Origin of the sequence: Nostoc sp. PA-18-2419 (assembly GCF_005869855.1) — a bacterium.
In the GTDB taxonomy this organism is placed as follows: domain Bacteria; phylum Cyanobacteriota; class Cyanobacteriia; order Cyanobacteriales; family Nostocaceae; genus Nostoc.
In genome coordinates this window covers 22912-43631 of sequence record NZ_SZNH01000001.1, presented here as the reverse complement: position 1 = coordinate 43631, position 20720 = coordinate 22912, and the positions used below count along the sequence as shown (strand labels likewise).

Genomic DNA, 20720 nt, shown 5'->3' with positions numbered 1-20720 from the left:
CTGAACTATTAAATGTCAACCACCACTACAATTGATTTATCACTAGAACATTTAAGTATCAAAATCGACAATGATAATTACATACTAGTTAACTTACAGAGCCAAAGTTGTGAAAAAATTGTGAATTGGTTAAGAAAACTTGACTTGTAATCTTTGACCTAATGTGTTATGAAAAAATCATATATATTTTTGAGATAAAAAAGTTTTTTAAATCCTGGTTTTATTGCTCAATAAATATAAGTATTTATATCTATAAAAATGCATAAATGTAGCCGATTATAGTGAAAATTCACGACTCCGGAGCTAATCTGTGGAAATACTAAAGCTTCTTACAAGAGTTTGATTAATTCGATTATACAATTTAGATTTTTTCAGCTTATTTTTAAGCACTTTTGGAAAAATTCACTACAGCTCCATTAAATTTTACTGTGTAATGAAGCTGTAATAATCACGTTAGTTAGAACTGACTAAATCACACTGGCAGCAAAAACGAAATCATTAGCTTTCAGGCTAGTCGATGTAACTCCAACTAATAAAGTCAACTCAGTATTTCCGGTTTTCAGCAAAGTATCGCTACCCTGTTGCAATAGTGTTAAACCACTAAATTGAGTAACGCCAATACCACCAAGCCCGATTTTGTCAATACCGATGCTGAAGTCAGTGACAATGTTGTTAGTAGTTGGTAGACTGCCATTGGCAATCCAGAACTGGTCTGCACCAGCACCACCACTTAGGCGATTACCACCTGCCTGACCAGCAAATAGCACATCATCTCCATCGCCACCAAACAACGAGTCATTGACATTGGAGAAGAGTTTATCATCACCAGAACCACCAAACAAACGGTTACTGCTGCCGTTACTGGTAAGGCTGTCGTTGCCATTTCCACCGAATAAGCATTGATGAGAACCTTCAATGACTGTGAGAGTATCATCGCCAGCAGCTCCAAATAAATTATTACTACCACTGGCTTCCACTACGGTAATAACATCATTACCATTGCCACCATCAACTTTGGTATTTTTAGCTGAACCGTTTTGACCAATAAATATCTGGTCGTCACCCTCTCCCCCGGATACTGAAGAATCACTGCCTACGAGTACGATGTCATCACCCTTTCCAGCTTCGATTGTGTTGCCTTTAGTACCTTCTACAAAGTCTGCACCATCACCCGCGAAGAATGTTTGTCCTGGCTCAACTGTGACATTATCGCTATCGCTAGAACCAAAGTTGCCTGGGAAAGTAGGCTCTACAGGTGTCAGATTATTAGGTAATTCTAGAATACCCAGTTTTTCAGCAGGAGTATTGCCCGTAATATTAAAGTCGTTGTCGTTAATCAAAGCTAAGGTGTTGGGTGCTACCAGTGCTAAACCTTCCAATTTTTCGACACCGGTATAACCCAACTGAGCAGCATTAGCAATCAAACTCTTGCTTACAGGGGTAATATTGGCAGCAGCTAATTCCGCAGAGGTCAATTGTTCAATAGTCTTACCTGCTGGCAAAGTAAAATTAGCAGGGTTGTTGATGTTGGTCGCTCTGGCTAAATTAATTTGGTAAATTAGTTTATTGCTAGCAGATGTACCATTATCGTCTCGTTCAACTACTGCAAATTTGCCGTTACCTAAAGAAACTGCATCGCCAATCTTATCAGTTCCCGGTAAACCTTCTAAGCGATATAAATACTCTCCTGTTACCTGCTTAGTGACAGTATCAAACTCTAGAATTCGCAGGTTGATAGAAGCTTTAGAACTTGCGTCATTGGCGACATCTGGATTATCGATCGCACTCTGAATAAAGGCATATAATTTATTACCTTGGAGTGCTACAGCTTCAAATCCTCGGTTATTGCGGCGTTGGGCATAAACTGCTGGCAGTACCTCAGTACCAAAAGTTCCGGCGGGTTGGTCTGGGTCGGGTGCAGTGGCAGTTCCTTGAGGAATAAAGCGGTCAATTAGTTTACCATTACTATCAAAGTGATAAATTGCTGGACGGTACTCATCCACCATCCAGTAGTCACCATTTTGTGCAACTGCAATTCCTTCTAAGTCTGCGCCCAAAGGATCGTTAGGAAGAACATTATTATTTAAGTCAACAGCAATTTCATCTGTGTAGGCAGTACCATTTGCCCCAGCTTGCAAGTTTGGTAGTCCGGTTAATGGCGTTGTGCCATCTTGGCGAAATAATCCTGTTCTGTTGGTGATGGTGATTTCACCTGTGGTGCGATTGAGTTCAAAACTGACTATTTCTGGCTGGAAGTTGGGTAATAAAAATGGTCTTTTGACACCATCAGCATCTCCATTGGGGCCACGGTCTGTGTTAGTGACAAATTTTAGGTTGCCATTTGCCGCAATTCCTTGGAAATACAACCCAGAAAAACCACCTAAGAAAATATCTTGACCTTTGGAGGTGGTGCCTAATTTAGGTAGGTTGTCAAAGTCATAGATAGTCAACTTGGGTTGAGCAACGGGATTGCGAGGATCGTAACTACTGGTATCGATATTTAAAGAATTAGGTAAGGCATTGGCTATATTTTCCCAAGGTACTAGCTTAAAGTTTGAGTTGACGTTTTCGCCATCGATGGTTTTGGCAGGTTCATTAGACCCATCTTGAGTAACAAATAAACCAAATGGGAAGTTAGGGCCCAGTGGTACATTAGTTACATCGGCACCATCTGACTCTTGGACGCTATCAATCGAACCGTTGTTACCAATAGCAAAGTTACCCACGTATTCGTTATTACCTTCACGAGTGTAGGCAACAAAGGTACTATCGCCTTGGCTGGATGCTAGCAGGTAGCCTGTGCCGTTTTTGCCGTAGTAAATGGTCAACCCTTCAGCGTCATCGGTGAGGTGAGAACCACCTTCAAAACGCACGCGGTCAATCAACTTGCCTGTTTTGCCACCATCTGGTTCGGCGTTGAATTTCCAGATGCCGACATCTTCTTGGGCTATGTAGAGAAAGCCGGTTTCTTGGTCAACTACCATACCCTCTGTTTGAGGAGAACGTCCTGCTGCGGTGGGCGAGGGAATGGTGAACTCGCGCACCAGTTCTGCTCCAATTTTGCCATTACCTTTGTCAATTAGCTTGAACTGAGCTATATCTCCAGTTTGGCGACGAGTGGTAAAGACATAGTAATCATTAGTTTCGGGGCTACGGTATAGGGCAAGTCCGTAAGAACTACGAGTGGATGCAGAATAGGGAGGTTGAAAAGGCAATCCTTGGAAAATAGTACCAATATTGCTATCGGTGATATCTTCCAAATACTGACCGGGAGTTGTGGGGTTCGGGTTAATTTTGAAAATTGCTAGTTTATCATTTTGGCGATCGCTAGCTACGGCAATATCGATAGATTGACCGCCTAATTTAAAACCGTATTGCAAATCAATATTGTTGTAGCGAATACCACCGGGATTAACTGTTTGCAACAAATTACCAGACAAGTCATAAACCCGCAGTCCGGCATTTTTCACTGAGGTTAATACTAAACTATCAGCAGCATTTGTGGCATTAACATAGATAGCAGGGTCATCAGCATCAGCATCTCGATCTACAGCAGGTAATGCTGGATCTTCATCGTCAAATAAATCGGGACGAGTTTCTACTGTCGGTGCAGCAGTGGGAACTAAGTCTGCACCCAAGGTGAGGATTTGGGTGTATTGGGTGCTGCTAAAGTTGTTGTCACTTACCAATACAATCGACTGACGACCATCTGCTAGTTTGGGGCCGAAGGCAAGACCTTCTATATTATCTACTCCTGTAATCGGGTGATTTGCATCAGTGGGCAGATTGAGGTCAGTTAAATTCAACAGCAGACGCTTTTGGGCGGGTTTAATCGCTGCTAGTTGTTCAGCACTCAAATTGTTGAGAGAATCGTCGAAACTAATGTCAGTTGCACCTTGCAAAGAAACTTCGTAGATTTTGATGGTATCGCCCACACCTTGGGCAAAGGAGCGTTCTAATGCCAGGAAAGTACCACGATTATCTATTGCTAATAAATCCGCCAAACCATTGTCAGCCGAGCCTGTGCTGGGGTTTGGTGCTTCGGGAATGGCATCAGTGATGTAGAGGTATTCTTTTTCTGGCTGTCCAGTCACCAAATTATATTGCAGAATTCGGGAAGGGCTGCCATTAGTAAGTGAAGCCTTTAAGCCATCTTGGGACAATGCGTTTTCAGTAGCCGTGAATAAAGTTTTTTGGTCAGGTGTGATGGTGAGGCTTTCAAAGGCTAAGTTATTGTAAACACCTGATGTCTGGGTATCTCCTGCATCGACAATACCATCTCCGTTAGTGTCTTCGACTACTGGTAAGAATTTGCTAGGGACAGCAAGCGATCGCACTTCTTGCCCTGTAGTCAGCGAAAACTCTTTAATAAAGGGATTGGTAACGCGGCCAGCAGCAGGATTAACTTCGCCTTCAGAAGAGATGAATACTGTGCCCTTGTTGGTTAAAGCAATACCTTCTGTGTCCAGGCTGTTGGTTGCAAAAAAGTTGCCGTTGGTATCTTTTAGGGGAGTAACGTTAGTAAAAGTCACTCCAGAATCGGCAGTGAAGGTATAGAAACGGGCAGGGGCAACTTGAGAGCGATCGTCTGAGATAGCGTAGTAGCGGTTATTTGCAGCATCATAGGTAACACCAGACAATCCACCCACCGGAGTCTGTACCCCATTCACAGTCCCTGCCGCGCCAGCAGGAATAAAGCCAGTAGCGAAAGTAGTTTGTCCAACAAATCCTATATTAGGAATGGTTTTACCTGCTGGAGTTGCCCCAGTCTGCACATCTGCAAACACTAAGCGATGGTCAGAACTGGGGAAAGGAAAAACACCTACTGGGGAGAATGTCGGGTCAGTATTTAGCGGCCAAAATACTCCTGAGTCGGTAATTGTTAGGTCAGTGGAGGGTAGCACGTAATCAGACCGCAAGTTTCCGGGAGTAGTATCAGCAAAGTCTGCAGTGTCAAAAGCTGGATTACCTATATGATTAGTGTTAGCACCACTCTGCAAAGCTGCTTGTTGCGGACCACCAAGACTGGTAGGGATGACATTAGTATTAATACCAGGATTTTGCAACAATTGGCGAATAGCATAGTCATAACTATCACCATCTAAAGGGTCAGCATTTTGGTCGCCCATAATTACAAAGCTTGAACCAGCAGTAATCCCGCCTGTTTTACCTTCATCATCGTAGATGTAATTGCCTTTACCAGGAGTAATATAGTCTGCCCAAAAACGGATTTCGTCATGGTTGCGTTTACCGTTGCGGTCTTCTGACCCATCAAATGTTGGGGGTGTGGGATGGCTAACAAGAGCATGAATTATTTCACCGTTCACTTCGATAGGTACATCCCAATGACTTTTAGAGGAGAGGCGTAGAACCGCTAGTTCCTGCGGAGAATACCAATCATTTGGCTCTGGTGTCGCCGGGTCATCCGGAAGCAAAGCATTGGGCATATCCTTCCAGAGAAAATTTTGGAAGGTGCGGATATTAGCTGTATCAATGGGATATTTGGATAGCAGCAACATTCCGTATTGACCAGGAAAACTACCGAATCCTAAAGCATCATCACCATATCCGGCTGTACCTGAGGTGGTAACGGCTGTACCGTCGTTGTTCAAGTCAAACCCAGAAGCAATACCCGTATTGGAAGGAGCAATGTAAAAGTAGGGATAATCAACCGGACTTGCACCATTCTGACTGACTGCAAGATAATTTTGCTTGAATAGTTGAACCGCCTGTGGCGAGTAATCAAACTCATTAATCAGTAGTACATCTGGGTTATTACGCTGAATGATTTCCGCAACTGCCTTTGCCTGAGCATTATCAGGAGTAGATAAATCAGTTACTAATTGGCCTTCGGCGTTCCGATTCAGGGAAGCATTGAACTGGGAAAAACGAATTGTGCTTGTAGTTACCATAGTTTAATTCTGAGGTAGATTCCAGGAGAATTGGAAGTAGCAAATTCAATACCGTTTAATTAAGGGTTATTGGTGTAGATAATTGGTCTAGAGAAGACGCAATAAATCCTTACTCTGTGCGACTCTACGTCTGTGCGTAAGCCAAGCGATCGCTCTTAAGTTTTCTCAGGAGCGATCGCTTGAATCAGCTTTAAACAAAGACGAAACGAGTATCTGTTGCCAAATTGCGGTTTAATCCGGTTTCCACAACCCCAATTAACTCTAATTGCGCCCCATTCTTGGTGAAAATGCCCACAGCCGACCTGCTAAATCCAGACACTGGTGCTGATCCCAAGAAGTAATTGTCAACAGATCCCTTAAGCTGAATCCGATCACTTGCTTTGAAGCTAACAATATCGGCGTAGTCACCATTGCCGGAATTGGCATAGAAAACTGAATTGGTATCACCCAAAATGTAAGTATCTGCACTTTGAGCGCCGTTGAGTTGGTCAATTTCGTTTGTGCCACCTCCCCAACCAATCAGGTGGTCTTTGCCACCACCTCCAGAAAGAATGTCATTGCCGAGCCCACCTAAAAGTGTGTCATTGCCAACTCCACCATTGAGGTTGTCATTGCCAGCTCCACCATCGAGGCTGTCATTGGCTGCTCCACCTAGAAGTGTGTCATTGTCAAGTCCACCTAGAAGTATGTCATTGCCAGCTCCACCATCGAGGATGTCATTACCTGCTCCACCAATAAGTGTGTCAATGCCATCGTTCCCCAAGAGGGAGTCGTTACCGCCCTTGGCATCAATGTAATCATTGCCTGTACCACCACTGAGTGTTTCATTGCTATCAGTGCCGATTAAGCGATCATTGCCACCTAAGGCATTGAATGTATTCACGCCAACAAGTTGGTCGAGAAAGACAATGTCGTTGCCAGATGTAGCCTTGTTATTGGCCACAGTCAAGTCAAAGGTGTCGCTCACATTACCGCCTTTACCATCAGCAGCAGTGACTGTAACTGCAAAAATGCCAGCTTGGCTGATTTTGCCGGATATTACACCTGTGTTTGCAACGATACTAGAACCAGTAGGCAAACCTGTAGCACTGTAAGTAAGGGTGTCAGCTTGGTCGATGTCAGTGAATTTATTACTGACATTGAAAGAGAAAGCTTTATTAGTAGAAATGATTTGGTCGTCAAGCGGTTGCACTGTGGGAGCATCGTTGACACCGAGAACAGTGATATTAACAGTAGCAGTAGACTGCAATCCTTGACTGTCAGCAAGTGCATAACTAAAACTATCAGTTGCAGTCTGCCCTTGGGATAGAGAGTTAAAACTTGAGGCTATGTAAGTTAGGGTTTGAGTGTTCTGATTAAAGGAGACTGTGCCTTTTGTGCCTGTGGTGTTAACTGCAATAATGTTTTTAGTATCTCCAGCATCCGGGTCAGTATCGTTACTTAGCAAGGTGGTGTAGAGATTAGATGTAGTTGCGTCTTCGGCAATGCTGACTGCATCATTTACGGCTGTTGGGGCTTCGTTGCGATCGTTAACTTGGATAATTAATACCTTTTCTACGAAAAGTCCACCATTATCGGTGCTGCGTACCCGAATGCTATAAGAGGATTTGGTTTCAAAGTCTGGAGAAGCTTTGATTTCTAAGCTATTGTCATCAATTGCAAAGGCAGCGTTATCTGTATCGCCAGTTCCAGCAACTAAGGTGTAAGTGAAAGTGTTGCCAGCGTCAGGGTCAGTAGTAGTAAATGTACCTATAACTGTGTTAGCTGGAACATTTTCGTTGACACTGGTAGCATTTAATGATAAGTCTGTGGGAGCATTGTTTGCAGGCAGATTAAAGCGAGCTAGGCTGGGGTCATGGTCGCTATCCTGGTCGGCAAACTCTGAGTTGATATGAACTACATCATACCCATCTAGCTTGTTGAGCAAGCTATTACTGACTAAAACTTGATCAAGTGTTTGGGCGTTGCCTTCAAAGTTGTAGGTGTAGCGCTCGTTTTGAGGCAAAGTTTCAATCAAGGAAGTCAGTCCAGCGCTTTCTAAAATGCTGACAGGGTTGGAAAACTCAAAGTCATTTAAATCGCCCACTACCGCTACATTGGCATTGGGGTCGATCGCTAAAATGCTCTGAACAAAGTTTTTCACCACCGTAGCTTGTTGCTGGCGCTGAGTTTCGCTACTGAAGGTTGGCGGTTGATTTGGTCCGTATAGCGGTTGGTCGCCGCCCTTAGAATTAAAGTGGTTGCCAACTAGATAAATATTTTTGCCGTTGAAAGTAAATTCACCAACTAATGGCTTGCGACTGGTAGTAAAAGCCGAGTTGGTGGGGTCAATGCGACCGGGACTTGCAGAAAGTGTGGGCACACCATTGACATTGCTAACTGTGGTATTAGTTAAAGTACCGCCACCAGGGATGTCTACAAACTGAACTCGGTCGGGATTAAATAAGAAACCTTGGCGAATATTACCACCGGGTTCACCACCATCTTGGTTGTTCTGTGGGTCAATTTCCCGATATTGATACGTGGGACCACCAGCAGCAGCGATCGCATTAATTAATGTTTGGAAGGTGGTGCTAGCATCAACTGTGCCGTTATTCGTCGGCCCGTTATTATCTTGAATTTCTTCCAAAGCTATGATATCTGGTGATTTGAGGTTGTTAACAATGCGGCTAGCAAGGTTGTTAAACTTGGTTGCACCATCACCAGGGTCAAGATTTTCGACGTTGAACGTAGCAACTGTTAGTTGGTCAGTAGTGGGAGTTAAATTAGTGACTTCCTTCGTCAGCGTGTTGGAAGTAACTGTCACCGAGGTCGGCAGAACTTCGTAGTTGCTGAAACTATAATCCACTACACCCGTAATCGTGCCGAAAGTCGCACCAACGTTAACTTGGGGTGAGCTACCAGAGGTAAACAGGGCATCATCTATTTGGATACGCTCTGGATTAAAATCATTGGGGCTAATCTCGATACCACCGCGTGCTGTGCGTCCGGTGGCATTAACCCCATTATCCGCCAGTACCCAAATTTCCCCAAAAGAATTAGTCGGGCTAACTGCTACAGGATTATTCACCTGTACTAGCATTCCTTCCAAACTTTCGTAGAAATCAATGCCATCTTGGGCAGGGTCAAAGGTGGTCGTTCCAGTTTCGATGTTACCAGTGGTATCATTATCGATTACTGAGGTGGGAATGGTTCTGCCGCCATTACCGAGAATCGTGGCAGCTGGCAAAGCATTGCCACTGGACAGCTTGGCAATTGTGGGGCTAATAATTTCTGTGGTTGTCAAGTTATTAGTACCACTAGCACCACCAGGACGGAACTCGCTCACCGTACCGCCAACTAGTACTGAGTCGCCCACTTGCACAGTTGGGGCTGATGAGGTAAAAACGAAAATGCCTTCAGAGGTGCGAACATCGTTATCTGGATTGGGGTCTTGTAAATAAAAGCCATTAGATTTGACAACTGTGACAATTCCCGGTACATCTGCGACATTTTTGGCATTTAGTGGAGAGATGTGAGATGCACCTTGGATGTCGTGAATCCGAGGAGTGAGAACTACACCGCCAAGGGTAATGCGATCGCTGCGAAATTTTTTAAAATTGTTCTGTGATAAATCTTTGGTTGCTGTGCCGTCGTTGTAGAGAACGGTGTTGCCATCATCGCTGACAAATTGAATTTGAGATGTATCTGTTAAATTATCAGGGATGGTGATAATTCCTTCCGGGTTGAAGCTGGCAGGAAATGTAGCCGCACGCAATTGTGGTTGGCTGTTGGGATTGCCATCCCAAGTGTAAAGGCGAAAATCGTTGGGTGCTGTTCCTGCGTCTCCTGCTGGGCCAGCAATAATCACGTACTGGTTATTAGCATTCTTGCGAATTTCCCGAATTCCCCGACCGCCTAAATCTAATTCAATGGGAGCGCCAAACTGTGCTGAGCCTTGTGTACCACCACCGCTAGCAGATACCAGGCTAGCAAAGTTAGTCACAGGAACGATGAGTGCGTTGGAGCGTCGAGAGGGGGGAACTTGGGGAGCGCGGAAGGCGATGTAAGCTGTAGTGTTATCCGGGGCAATTTCCAAGCCTTCTATATTGTAGCCGTTTGATTGCTTTGACCCGACATTAGTTGCAGCGCTGGCAGCCAAGCCGTAATAATTAGCTCCCTTACCGTGACCATTGGTGACATCCCAGTTGATGATGTCTTCCTTTAAAAAGTCATAACGGCCAACATAGCTGAGTGTGGTGGATGCTCCTGTACCAGTAACATCTGTGGCAAAAACGCGATCGCGGTTAGGACGATTCTTGCCATCATCGCTATTGCTTTGCGACCCTAACCAAAAAATGCGATTGCCTATTTCGGTTGCAGCTTCGAGATCCACTTCTCGCAACACCCCAGAACCATCACTCTGGGTCAGTCCTAAAGAGTTTGTAAAGTCAAAACCAGTTACCGGAAGTCCCGATTTGCTAGAGTCATAAAGGCGCAAAACTTGATTTTCGTCATCCGCTTCTAAGAAAAACGTCCCACCCACAGGAATGGCTGTAGAAGCATCACTCGTACCCGTTAAAAATTGAGTTGTCGCAGTCCCATTATTCGCTGACGCGGCATAGGCGATCGCATAATTTGCAGTACTATTACTATCACTGACGGTAACTGTAATATTGGCAGTACCAACGCCTACAGGATTGATTTTGAGATTGCGACTATCTCCAGTGCCAGTTAGGGTTAAGTTTCCATTAGGAACCACTGCGGCATTACTACTGTTGACTGTGACGGTCAAATTTCCTACAGCAGTATCCGGGTCAGCGATGGTAAAGTTTACGCCTAATGTTTTTGCTGGGTCGTTGGCGTTGTCAATTACGCCACTGATTGCCCCCGTTCCTGTGGTAGGCAAAGCACCGTTAGCATCTAAAAGGTCTGTGGTAGTAGCTGTGTCTAGTTGAATAGTCGGCGCTTGTCCTACTGCTACATTATTAACTGTGGTAGTAATTGCAGCAGCAGTATTGTTAGTTTCGCTGCTTTCAGCAATGGTGTTGTTGGGGTCTACAATTGGTGTGCCACTAGTGAGAGTCCCGGCGGAATTTGGGGTAACGCTAACGGTCAAGATAGCAGTATCACTAGCATTAATGCTGCCACCAGAGAAGGTTACGACACCACCAGATTGGCTAGCAGTAAAACCGTTGGCAACAGTTGTACCATTAAAGGTTACCCCACTAGGCAAGGTATATTGTACTAAAATGCCACTGGCATTAGCAGTACCGTTGTTATTCACGGTGAGAGTGTAGGTAAGGGGGTTGCCTATAATTACCGGATCGGGGGAGTCTGCCAAGCTAATACTCAGGTCTGGTTGAGAACCTGCACCACCAGAAACAGTAATATTGCCAGTCGGTAAACTAGTTGCACTACCAAATGTCCAGTTTGCTGGATTGTTGATTGCCGCTAACCATTGAGCTTTTGTACCACTACTGAGTGTGTTAAGATTAAACGCTGCGTAAGTAGCAGGATTACTCGCAGTATTGCCAGGACTTGTATTGGTAATAACAGCCGTGTTATCAGCCTGGGATAATCCTGGAATGACGTTACCACTACTAGAATCTGTAGCGTTTTCAAATACCCCTGTATAATCAATCTGATAGATAGCTGTGAAACCCGAATTAAGCGGGTTTGAGGTATTGGTAGATTGAAATGCCGCGATTTGGTCGCCACCTTGACCTAAAGAAAGGTCATTATAGCTACCTGCACTAGTGGTTCCAATTTGTCCTGATTTCGTCCAGGTATAGTTAGCAGATGTATCAATGCTACGGATAACTGTACCAGCTGGAATATCATTATTAGCTGTGAATCGAATCAGGTTTTCATTGCCATCGCCATCAGTTGCGGATGAACCCCTGAAGCCGCTACCAGTCCAGCCGTTATCAGTGAAGTAAATAACTGTACCTGAACCAATAGGTACTAAGTTAACGAAAGAGAAAGAATCAGGGCTACCGTTATTGATATAACCAGCGATCGCTATATCACCAGGAGTAAGAATTGTTGATGCCATAAATGTGTATTTACAGAGAAGTTTTTTGTAGTGAATTTAACTTAAAGCGCCTATTGAAGAATTGGTGGCGCGATAGGCGTCTAGGTAGTTTCCTAAATAATTGAAATCAGATAGATGTAGATTTTATTAGTCAAAAGCTGGCAGTGCTAATACTTGGGAATGTCAATGCCATTTTTTCTTGACAGTAAAAAAATTTAACTCCAAAGGTAAAATTTACAGTCAGGCAGTAGACTGTACTGAGGCTTTGAGCGATCGCAAGTTCAGCATGAAAATAAAGTATATAGTCAAAAAAAAACTACATTTTATCTGAGTATTAATTACTATTCAGCAAATTCAACTTATCTCAGTAATATTAAGAAATAGCTAGCAAAAGGTTAAAACAAATAAATATTTAGCATGAGATTGCAAATACATCTTCTGTTGTTTGGCTTAAGTTTTGCTCAAAATTGAAAACTCAGTAGTGMGATATTTTGTCATTGCGAGCGTAATGAAATGGAGAGAAGCAATCGCAATATTTCAGATTTTGCGATTACTACTCTTCAGAAATACCAAGGGCGAACATTGCACTTCGCTGCATTGGCAATAACTATCTACCATCTTGGTAAATTTGCTTACATTGGGATGCTCTGATTTTGCATGGGTTAACCATTATCTAATTGATAACAGCAACCCATTACTCCCACTTACACATTAAAGCGGAATAACATTACATCCCCTTCCTGCACAAGATACTCTTTACCTTCACTGCGAACCAATCCTTTCTCCTTGGCAGCATTCATCGAACCAGTAGCTACCAAATCTTTATAAGCGACAGTTTCAGCACGGATAAATCCCCTTTCAAAATCACTATGGATTACGCCTGCGGCTTGAGGTGCAGACATTCCCGCATGAATTGTCCAAGCGCGAGTTTCTTTCGGGCCACAGGTAAAATATGTCCGCAAGCCTAAAAGGGTGTAGGTTGCACGAATTAATGATTTCAAACCGCCTTCTTTCACACCTAAAGACGCCAGAAAATCAGCTTTATCTTCATCTGGTAATTCGACTAATTCAGCTTCAACTTGAGCAGAAACTATGACAACTTGAGCATTCTCTGTTACTGCAATTTGCCGTACTTTTTCCACAAAATAATTGCCTGTTGCCAAGTCATCCTCAGATACATTGGCAGCATAAATAATTGGTTTATTAGTCAGTAGTCCTAATCCTTTAATAATTTCTGCTTCTTCTTCATTCAAACTCACCTGACGCACCGATTTACCTTCATTTAAAGCCGCAGCTAATTTTTCTAAAACTGTGACTTCAAACTGAGCATCTTTACTGGTGCGAGCTTGTTTGCGAGTGCGCTCAATTCGCCGTTCAATTTGTGCTAAATCTGATAAGCCTAACTCTAAATTAATGATTTCAATATCTCGCGCTGGGTCAACAGAACCAGCAACGTGGATAATATCATCATTCTCAAAACAACGTACCACATGGACGATCGCATCAACTTCCCGGATGTGGGACAGGAATTGATTACCTAGTCCCTCACCCTGACTTGCACCTTTAACTAAACCAGCAATATCCACAAATTCAACACGCGCCGATACAATTTGTACCGAACTGCCAATTTTGGCAAGAACACCTAACCGCTCATCCGGTACTGCGACAACGCCGACATTCGGTTCAATCGTGCAAAAAGGGAAGTTAGCCGCTTCTGCTTTGGCATTAGCAACTACAGCATTAAATAAAGTAGATTTTCCGACGTTGGGAAGTCCGACAATTCCGGCTCTTAACATTTTGGATTTTGGATTTTGGATTATATTACCAAGTTAATTCAAACAGGTTCCGGTATGGTTTGGGGAATTGGTCCTGGAACTGTTTGAGGAATGGGAGCGGGTACTGGCTCTGGTACTGGCCCCGGTACTGGTTGAGGAATGGGAGCGGGTACTGGTTCTGGTGCAGGCCCCGGTATAGGTTCCGGAGTCGGTAAGGGATTCGGCCCAGGAGTGGGAATTTGTGGATCGGGGTCGGGTATATAAATATCTGTGGAATTAATCATGATCAGTCTAAATTTTAGATTATTCAACGTTCCCAAACTAGATGACAAACCCTGCCCTTGACATCTCCCCAAAAGACTATACCCGCAAAACTTGGGCAAAGTTTGGGTGCTTATAGCAACTCCAAAGGGCAACGGAGGAAGTCTTTACTCCAACTTCTTTGATTGTCTCCCCATTACCCCTTATCCCCAGAGGGGGCTCCACCTTCCCCACCTCCCTATCTCCCAGACTACTCTTGTCTCACTTTTTCTACCACTTCTGGCACCGGATCGTAACCTCCTGGATGAAACGGATGACAGCGCAAAATTCGTCGGGTTGCCATCCAGCTACCACGTAAGACTCCAAATCGTTCAACAGCTTGAATGGCATACATCGAACAAGTCGGTTGGAAACGACAACTGGGAGGAAACAATGGGGAGATAAACATTCGGTAGCCGCGAATCAGCCAAATTAATAATAGTTTCATTACAGTCACCGAAATCTTATAAATTAGTTATAGAGGTAAAAATTTTCATCTTATTCCATCTTTGTTGATTACATTTTCTCACTTCACCTCAATTCCAGTTTTATGGCTGCAAATTGCCTTGACAAAGCCTACCGTAGGCATTGCTGCAATTTGGGTGTTATTCATCCTCCTGATTGCATGGCTGGTAAACCGCTTCGCTAATGGCGAACCAGAAATTGTCCGCAAGATAGTTCATATTGGCACTGGTAACGTAATATTACTCGCTTGGTGGCTAGATATTCCTGCTAGCATCGGGATTACAGCCTCAATTTTAGCAAGCGCAATCACTTTACTATCTTACCGATTTCCCATTCTTCCAGGTATTAATAGCGTTGGACGCCAAAGTTTCGGCACATTTTTTTACTCTGTTAGTATCGGTATTTTAATTGCCTGGTTCTGGTACTTGCAACAACCGCAATACGCAGCACTAGGAATTTTAGTTATGACTTGGGGAGATGGATTAGCAGCTTTAATCGGGCAGCGTTTTGGTAAACACAAGTACAAAGTCTCTGGGACAGAAAAAAGTTGGGAAGGCTCTTTGACTATGATGCTTGTTAGCTATCTTGTCAGCAGTTTGATTTTAGTCGCAACTCAAGGAAATAGTTGGCAAACTTGGACAATATCACTGTTAGTAGCATTGATTGCTACTGCTTTAGAAGCTTTTTCATTTCTGGGTATTGACAATTTGACAGTTCCTTTAGGAAGTGCAAGTCTTGCCTTCTTTTTAAGTCAGTTAGTCTTTTATAGTAATCGGCTTTGATTTTTAACAAAACTCAGCTTTGCTGCGTTATGCTTGGCTAACGCAATATTTCAGCTTTACTACGCCACTACAATACCTAATCTTGTTCAAAAATCAAATATGATTCTTATAGTTAAGCTGTTCCACATTTAACTTGCATAATTAGAGTGGGCATCTTGCCCACTCCACAAGAGTTATATAAATTTTAGATATCCAAACTAGATGTGGTTTAGCTTAGCCAAAGACTGAATATTGACCGTATCTGCTCTACGTATTGCTACATATAAAATAGATAGAAGATTTTATATCTATCTTGAGAAACAAAAATGCAATTTTGAATTATGTCTTCAGATTTATGAAATCCTGACAAACAATGCCTATAGTTGGGTCTTAGGTAGTGAAACACCTGATTTCGTCAGTGAGGCTAACAATCGTGTTACATCAAATAATTACATCTGAATTGTTGCTTGAGTTATTAGATAAGGAACAACAGTAAATTTAGAATTGTTCGTTCAAAACTTAAATTTAAAAAATTATCATTATTATCTAAATTCGTTATCAAACGAAGATGAGTGCTACTTTTAAAATACTCAAGAGTTAACGATGAATTTTGGGATTTTGCTTCTTTTTTTCCTCACGTAAAATCTCTAAGTTAATAGCTGTAATAATTAAATATTTCAAAGGTTTATTGAAATCTTCACTTAAACATGTGTAAGAATTTTGCTGCACCATTCAGATGAAATTCAATCTGCAATCAAGTAAATTGATAGAATTTTAATTTGAAAAAAGAGTAGTGAAGTAAAACTTTTTTAGATGGAGTTGTAGAATTTTTTGTTATTGCTGTTTTGAAAACAAAAGGAAGTGTTTGAGAACGGTAAATTGCTAACTACGAACCTGGCAAAATTGATCAAACAGCTCGCTAAAGTTCGCCAAGATAATTTGGCGGGATAATGAATTTGCAAATTTTGATGTATCCATTAAAACAAAAGGTGTAATGTCGTGAACTCCTTACGCCCCGAAGAAAACTATTTTTGGAATAGATTTAATGAACCATCACCAGAGCAACTTAATTTGGTCGAAGGTAACGAGTTTCTCCCTGGTATTAGCAAATGGACTAACATCAGTACGGGAGTTTTACTGACTACTTTTGTAGTAGGAGTGACTTTAACATCTGTTCTCAATTACAACGTGACGGTGAAAGTTCCTGCAAGTATTCGACCAGTGGGAGAACTACGGGTTGTTCAGTCTGCAATGACTGGAAGTGTTCAAAACATTGATGTTCAGGAAAATCAAATAGTAACTCAGGGACAACCTATTGCTCAAATTGATGATTCCCGCCTCCAGACTCAAAAAAGTCAGCAAGAAAGTAGTATCAGGCAAAGTCAATTACAACTCACTCAAATTGATGCTCAGCTGCGTGAAATTGAGACTCAGATTGCAGCGCAGACAAGCTTAAATGACCGCTCAATTCTAGCTGCACAAGCCGAGTTACATGATACCCAACGCAACTATGAAGACCAGCAAATTATAGCTACAGCTGAGATGGCACAAGCACAAGCAGGCTTGAATTTGGCTAGGGTACAACAAGAGCGATCGCACCAACAAAAACTCTCAAAGGCAACTATACAAGAAGCTGAAGCTGCTTTTACTTTAGCCAAAATCCAACGTAAGCGATTACAACAAGAAAAAGTTTTAACCGCAACAATACAAGAAGCCGAAGCTGCTTTAACCTTAGCCAAGGTGCAACGCGATCGCTTGCAGCCAATAATTGTATCAGGAGCTATTTCTCGCAATCTCTTTGAAGAAAAACAACAAGAAATTATATCTGCCCAAGCAAAACTAGAACAAGCTAAAGACAACGCGAAAAATCTCCAAGAAGAAAAACAACAAGAAATTATATCTACCCAAGCCAAGCTAGAACAAGCCAGAGACAACGCCAAAAATATTCAAGAGGACAAAGAACAAGCCTTAAAGGTCGCCCAAACGAACCTAGAAAAGGCTAAAACTGCCATTAATCCTAGTAATACTGCTGTAACCGTTGCATCTGAAAAAATTAAGCAGGAACAGGCTAGAGGTGAAGGTAGCCTAGCTGCTTTGAAAAAAGAACGAGAAACTCTACTTCAGCAACGCCTCGAACTTCAAAAGGAAATTGCTCGCAGTATCAAAGAACTGCAACAGGTAAAAACCGACCTCAATCAAAGTGTGATTCGGTCGCCAATCACTGGCACACTACTGCAATTGCATCTTCGCAACCCAGGACAGGTAGTGCAATCAAGCGAATCTATTGCTGAGATTGCTCCTCTAAATGCACCATTACTAATTAAAGCTCGCGTGCCAGCTCAAGATATTGACAAGGTAAAACCAGGACAAAAAGTCCAAATGCAAGTTTCTGCTTGTCCGTATCCAGACTACGGTATCCTCAACGGCAGTGTGAAAACAATTGCCCCAGACGCCCTACCACCTGCCAAAAACACTGCAAATTTAGATGTAGCCGAAGTAGCGGGTTACGAAGTAACTATTGAACCACAAACTCCATATGTAGGTAGAGGCGATCGCCAATGTTATCTCAAATCAGGCATGGAAGGTAGATCTGATATTATTTCCCGCCGAGAAACTGTACTTCAATTCATTCTCAGAAAAGCCAGATTAATTGGACAATTTTGAATTCAGAATCCACAAGAGTTTTAAAGCCAAGCTTAGTTATTTCAATAAAAATAATACACTCTAGTACCCTGAATTTTGAACCATTCTAGCTCTTTACTTCTGAATTCTCCTGGAATTACAAATTATTAAAGATGAACATGTTTAATCTATTTAAACTCGGTCAAAATTATCAATGTGTTGCCCAATTGAATGAAGAAGACTGTGGGGCAGCTTGTCTGGCTTCAATTTGCAAACATTATGGACGTTTCTTAAGTATCAGTCGCAGTAGAGATGCCGTTGGGACTGGACAGCTAGGAACAACTTTACTGGGTTTAAAACGTGGGTCTGAGGCTCTGGGTTTTAATGCCAGAGCAGTTAAAGCTGCACCTGCGATCATAGACAGAATCAAAGAAATACAATTACCAGCAATTATCCATTGGCGGGGTTACCATTGGGTTATTTTATACGACAAACGAGGCAATAATTACGTTATTGCCGACCCCGCAGTGGGCATCCGTTATGTCAACCGAGAAGAGTTGACATCGGCTTGGAATGGGGTAATGTTATTAGTCGAACCAGATACAGACCGCTTTTTTGAGCAACCCCAAGAAGAAGCAAAAGGTGGTTTAACACGCTTTTTTCACCGGATATTAGCTTATCGTGGGTTGTTGACTCAGGTTTTGACGATCAATATTGTCTTGGGTTTACTTGCTTTAGGTACTCCCGTCCTCATCCAACTGCTCACAGATGATGTGCTTGTGCGTGGGGATACCCACTTACTTACTGTTGTGGTTTCAGCCGTTGTGGTTATGAGCTTGTTCAGCAGTAGTCTGCAAGTATTACAAAGCACGATGATTGCTCATTTTGGTCAACGACTGCAATTAGGATTAGTTTTGGAGTTTGCCCGAAAAATTCTCCAGTTACCCTTAAATTACTACGAAGCTCGACGCAGTGGTGAAATCACCAGCAGACTCAGAGATATTAATGAAATCAACCAATTGGTATCGCAGATTGTAGTTCTTTTACCCAGCCAATTTTTTATTGCAGTCATATCTTTCTGCTTGATGCTGTTTTATAGCTGGAAACTGACACTAGCAGTCATTCTATTTGCGGCTTTAATGGGGTTGTCTACCCTACCTTTTTTGCCCATCCTCCAACAAAAAACGCGCAGTCTGTTGGTTTTGGGGTCGGAAAATCAAGGCATTTTGGTGGAAACTTTTAAGGGAGCGCAGGTGATTAAAACCACAAATGCTGCACCGCAATTTTGGGATGAATTTCAAAGCCGCTTTGGTCGCCTTGCCAATTTAAGTTTCAGCACCATCCAAATCGGAATTATCAACGGTACTATTGCTAAACTTTTAGCTACTATCGGCAGTGTGACTTTACTTGGACTAGGAAGCATTTTGGTAATTCAAGGAGAGTTGAGCATCGGTCAAATGCTGGCTTTTAACGCCTTACAGGTGAATGTTCTGACTTTAATTGATTCTTTAATTAACTTCGTCGATGAATATTTTCGCTCTCAAACAGCAGTCTCTCGCCTGCTGGAAGTTATCGATGCTACGCCGGAAGTAGTTGGAGGTAGTGAAAAGCCAGTTGTCCAAATCTCTGGTGATGCAGACATTCGCTGTTCTCATGTGCAATTTAACCACGCTGGCAGAGTTGATTTATTAGACGATTTTTCTCTCAAGCTTCTAGGAGGAAAAGTAACTGCTTTGATTGGTAAGTCCGGCTGTGGAAAAAGTACTTTGGCAAAAGTAATTGCAGGTTTATATCAGCCTAATTCTGGCAATATTCGCATTGGCTTTTATAACATCCAAGACCTTTCCCTGGATTGTTTGCGACAACAAGTGGTTTATGTGCCCCAAGAACCTCATTTCTGGAGTCGCTCGATTTTGGAAAACTTCCGCTTAGGAACGCCTTACATTTCCTTTGAAGAAATTATCAAAGCCTGTCAAATAGCTGATGCAGATGAGTTTATCAGTCAACTTCCGAATCAGTATCAAACTGTTTTAGGGGAATTTGGGGCAAATCTCTCTGGTGGACAAAGACAACGATTAGCGATCGCCAGAGGCATCCTCACTAATCCACCTATACTCATTTTAGACGAAGCAACTGCCGGACTCGATCCAGTCAGCGAATCTCACGTACTAGACCGACTCTTGGAATATAGAGAAGGCAAAACTACGATTTTGATTACCCATCGTCCGAGTGTAGTTAATCGAGCCGACTCGATTGTGCTACTAGATAAAGGTCAAGTGCAAATACAAGGTACCCTTGAGACTTTTCTCTCTCAACAAGGAGAACATTTAAAGTTTTTGTCACTGTAAAAATTACGCTCTGTATGAGCAGATAAAACTATGTCTGAAAATCCCAAATCCCAAAATCCTGAATGGTTCAGTTATTTGTCTGAAGAAGAACAGAAAACCCTAGCCGCTGGGCAAATCACAAATATGCCAGGTGAAGGCAATTTTTTCTTCAGCAAACTAATATTACAACCAAGGCAGACAATACATTAAATCTTGCAAATGGTGATGTCTCTTCACAAAAAAGTTCTACAGCGGTAAAAATAAACAGCATACACTGAAGTCACAAGTAGTGGTAGACCAAGTGAATGGTCAAATTATCTGCACTGCTCATGGCAAAGGTAGAGACCATGATTTTTGTATATTTAAAAACAGTAAGCTTAGGTTGAGATAAGACATAGAATGCTTGGCAGATAAAGGTTATCAAGGTCTTGAAAAATTACATTCTAATAGTCGCATTCTCAAGAAAAAGTCCAGAGGAGGTAAGTTAACTTATGAAGATAAAAAGAGTAATCAATAATTAGCGAAAATTAGAGTTTTAAGTG

At 42.5% G+C, this 20720-nt stretch carries 9 protein-coding genes and 1 pseudogene; 5 read left to right on the top strand and 5 right to left on the bottom strand.

The features are described from left to right. Nucleotides 1–467 precede the first annotated feature (467 nt). The 5 genes from FCR06_RS00170 to yidD all read right to left on the bottom strand — a co-directional run bounded on the left by FCR06_RS00170 (nt 468) and on the right by yidD (nt 14451). On the bottom strand, nt 468–5912 hold the full coding sequence (locus FCR06_RS00170; protein ID WP_138496853.1) for a phytase: 5445 nt from the start codon (nt 5910–5912) through the stop codon (nt 468–470). 190 nt (nt 5913–6102) lie between these two features. After that, a complete protein-coding gene (locus FCR06_RS00165; RefSeq protein WP_138496852.1) occupies nt 6103–11949 on the bottom strand; it encodes an Ig-like domain-containing protein in 5847 nt (1948 codons plus the stop codon). Between the two features lie 683 nt (nt 11950–12632). Beyond that, entirely contained in the window at nt 12633–13724 is a 1092-nt protein-coding gene (gene ychF, locus FCR06_RS00160) for a redox-regulated ATPase YchF (RefSeq protein ID WP_138496851.1), read from the bottom strand. A gap of 38 nt (nt 13725–13762) precedes the next feature. Further along, entirely contained in the window at nt 13763–13987 is a 225-nt protein-coding gene (locus FCR06_RS00155) for a hypothetical protein (protein WP_138496850.1), read from the bottom strand. Nucleotides 13988–14214: 227 nt separating this feature from the next. After that, nucleotides 14215–14451 carry a membrane protein insertion efficiency factor YidD gene (gene yidD, locus FCR06_RS00150; protein ID WP_138496849.1) on the bottom strand — a complete coding sequence of 79 codons (237 nt, stop codon included), beginning with the start codon at nt 14449–14451 and terminating at the stop codon, nt 14215–14217. 61 nt (nt 14452–14512) lie between these two features. On the opposite strand from yidD, the gene FCR06_RS00145 reads away from it, so the two are divergent. The 5 genes and pseudogenes from FCR06_RS00145 to FCR06_RS34690 form a co-directional block, all read left to right on the top strand. Further along, nucleotides 14513–15250: a diacylglycerol/polyprenol kinase family protein gene (locus tag FCR06_RS00145; protein ID WP_138496848.1), complete on the top strand. Its 738-nt coding sequence runs from the start codon at nt 14513–14515 to the stop codon at nt 15248–15250. Nucleotides 15251–16228: 978 nt separating this feature from the next. Beyond that, on the top strand, nt 16229–17893 hold the full coding sequence (locus FCR06_RS00140) for an HlyD family efflux transporter periplasmic adaptor subunit (RefSeq protein WP_138496847.1): 1665 nt from the start codon (nt 16229–16231) through the stop codon (nt 17891–17893). Between the two features lie 137 nt (nt 17894–18030). Next, nucleotides 18031–20199 carry a peptidase domain-containing ABC transporter gene (locus tag FCR06_RS00135; protein WP_138496846.1) on the top strand — a complete coding sequence of 723 codons (2169 nt, stop codon included), beginning with the start codon at nt 18031–18033 and terminating at the stop codon, nt 20197–20199. A 30-nt stretch (nt 20200–20229) separates the two neighbouring features. Further along, nucleotides 20230–20388, top strand: a complete 159-nt coding sequence (locus FCR06_RS32285; RefSeq protein ID WP_189523277.1) for a hypothetical protein — start codon at nt 20230–20232, stop codon at nt 20386–20388. A 40-nt stretch (nt 20389–20428) separates the two neighbouring features. Then, nucleotides 20429–20569 (top strand): annotated as a pseudogene (locus tag FCR06_RS34690) (IS5/IS1182 family transposase); the annotation flags it as partial. Nucleotides 20570–20720: the final 151 nt, after the last annotated feature.

What these genes read in the sequence shown, in the direction of transcription:
- FCR06_RS00170 (WP_138496853.1), bottom strand. Translation starts at nt 5,912, where the DNA reads ATGGTAACTACAAGCACAATTCGTTTTTCCCAGTTCAATGCTTCCCTG.
- yidD (WP_138496849.1), bottom strand. Translation starts at nt 14,451, where the DNA reads ATGAAACTATTATTAATTTGGCTGATTCGCGGCTACCGAATGTTTATC.
- FCR06_RS00135 (WP_138496846.1), top strand. Translation starts at nt 18,031, where the DNA reads ATGTTTAATCTATTTAAACTCGGTCAAAATTATCAATGTGTTGCCCAA.
- FCR06_RS00155 (WP_138496850.1), bottom strand. Translation starts at nt 13,987, where the DNA reads ATGATTAATTCCACAGATATTTATATACCCGACCCCGATCCACAAATT.
- ychF (WP_138496851.1), bottom strand. Translation starts at nt 13,724, where the DNA reads ATGTTAAGAGCCGGAATTGTCGGACTTCCCAACGTCGGAAAATCTACT.
- FCR06_RS32285 (WP_189523277.1), top strand. Translation starts at nt 20,230, where the DNA reads ATGTCTGAAAATCCCAAATCCCAAAATCCTGAATGGTTCAGTTATTTG.
- FCR06_RS00165 (WP_138496852.1), bottom strand. Translation starts at nt 11,949, where the DNA reads ATGGCATCAACAATTCTTACTCCTGGTGATATAGCGATCGCTGGTTAT.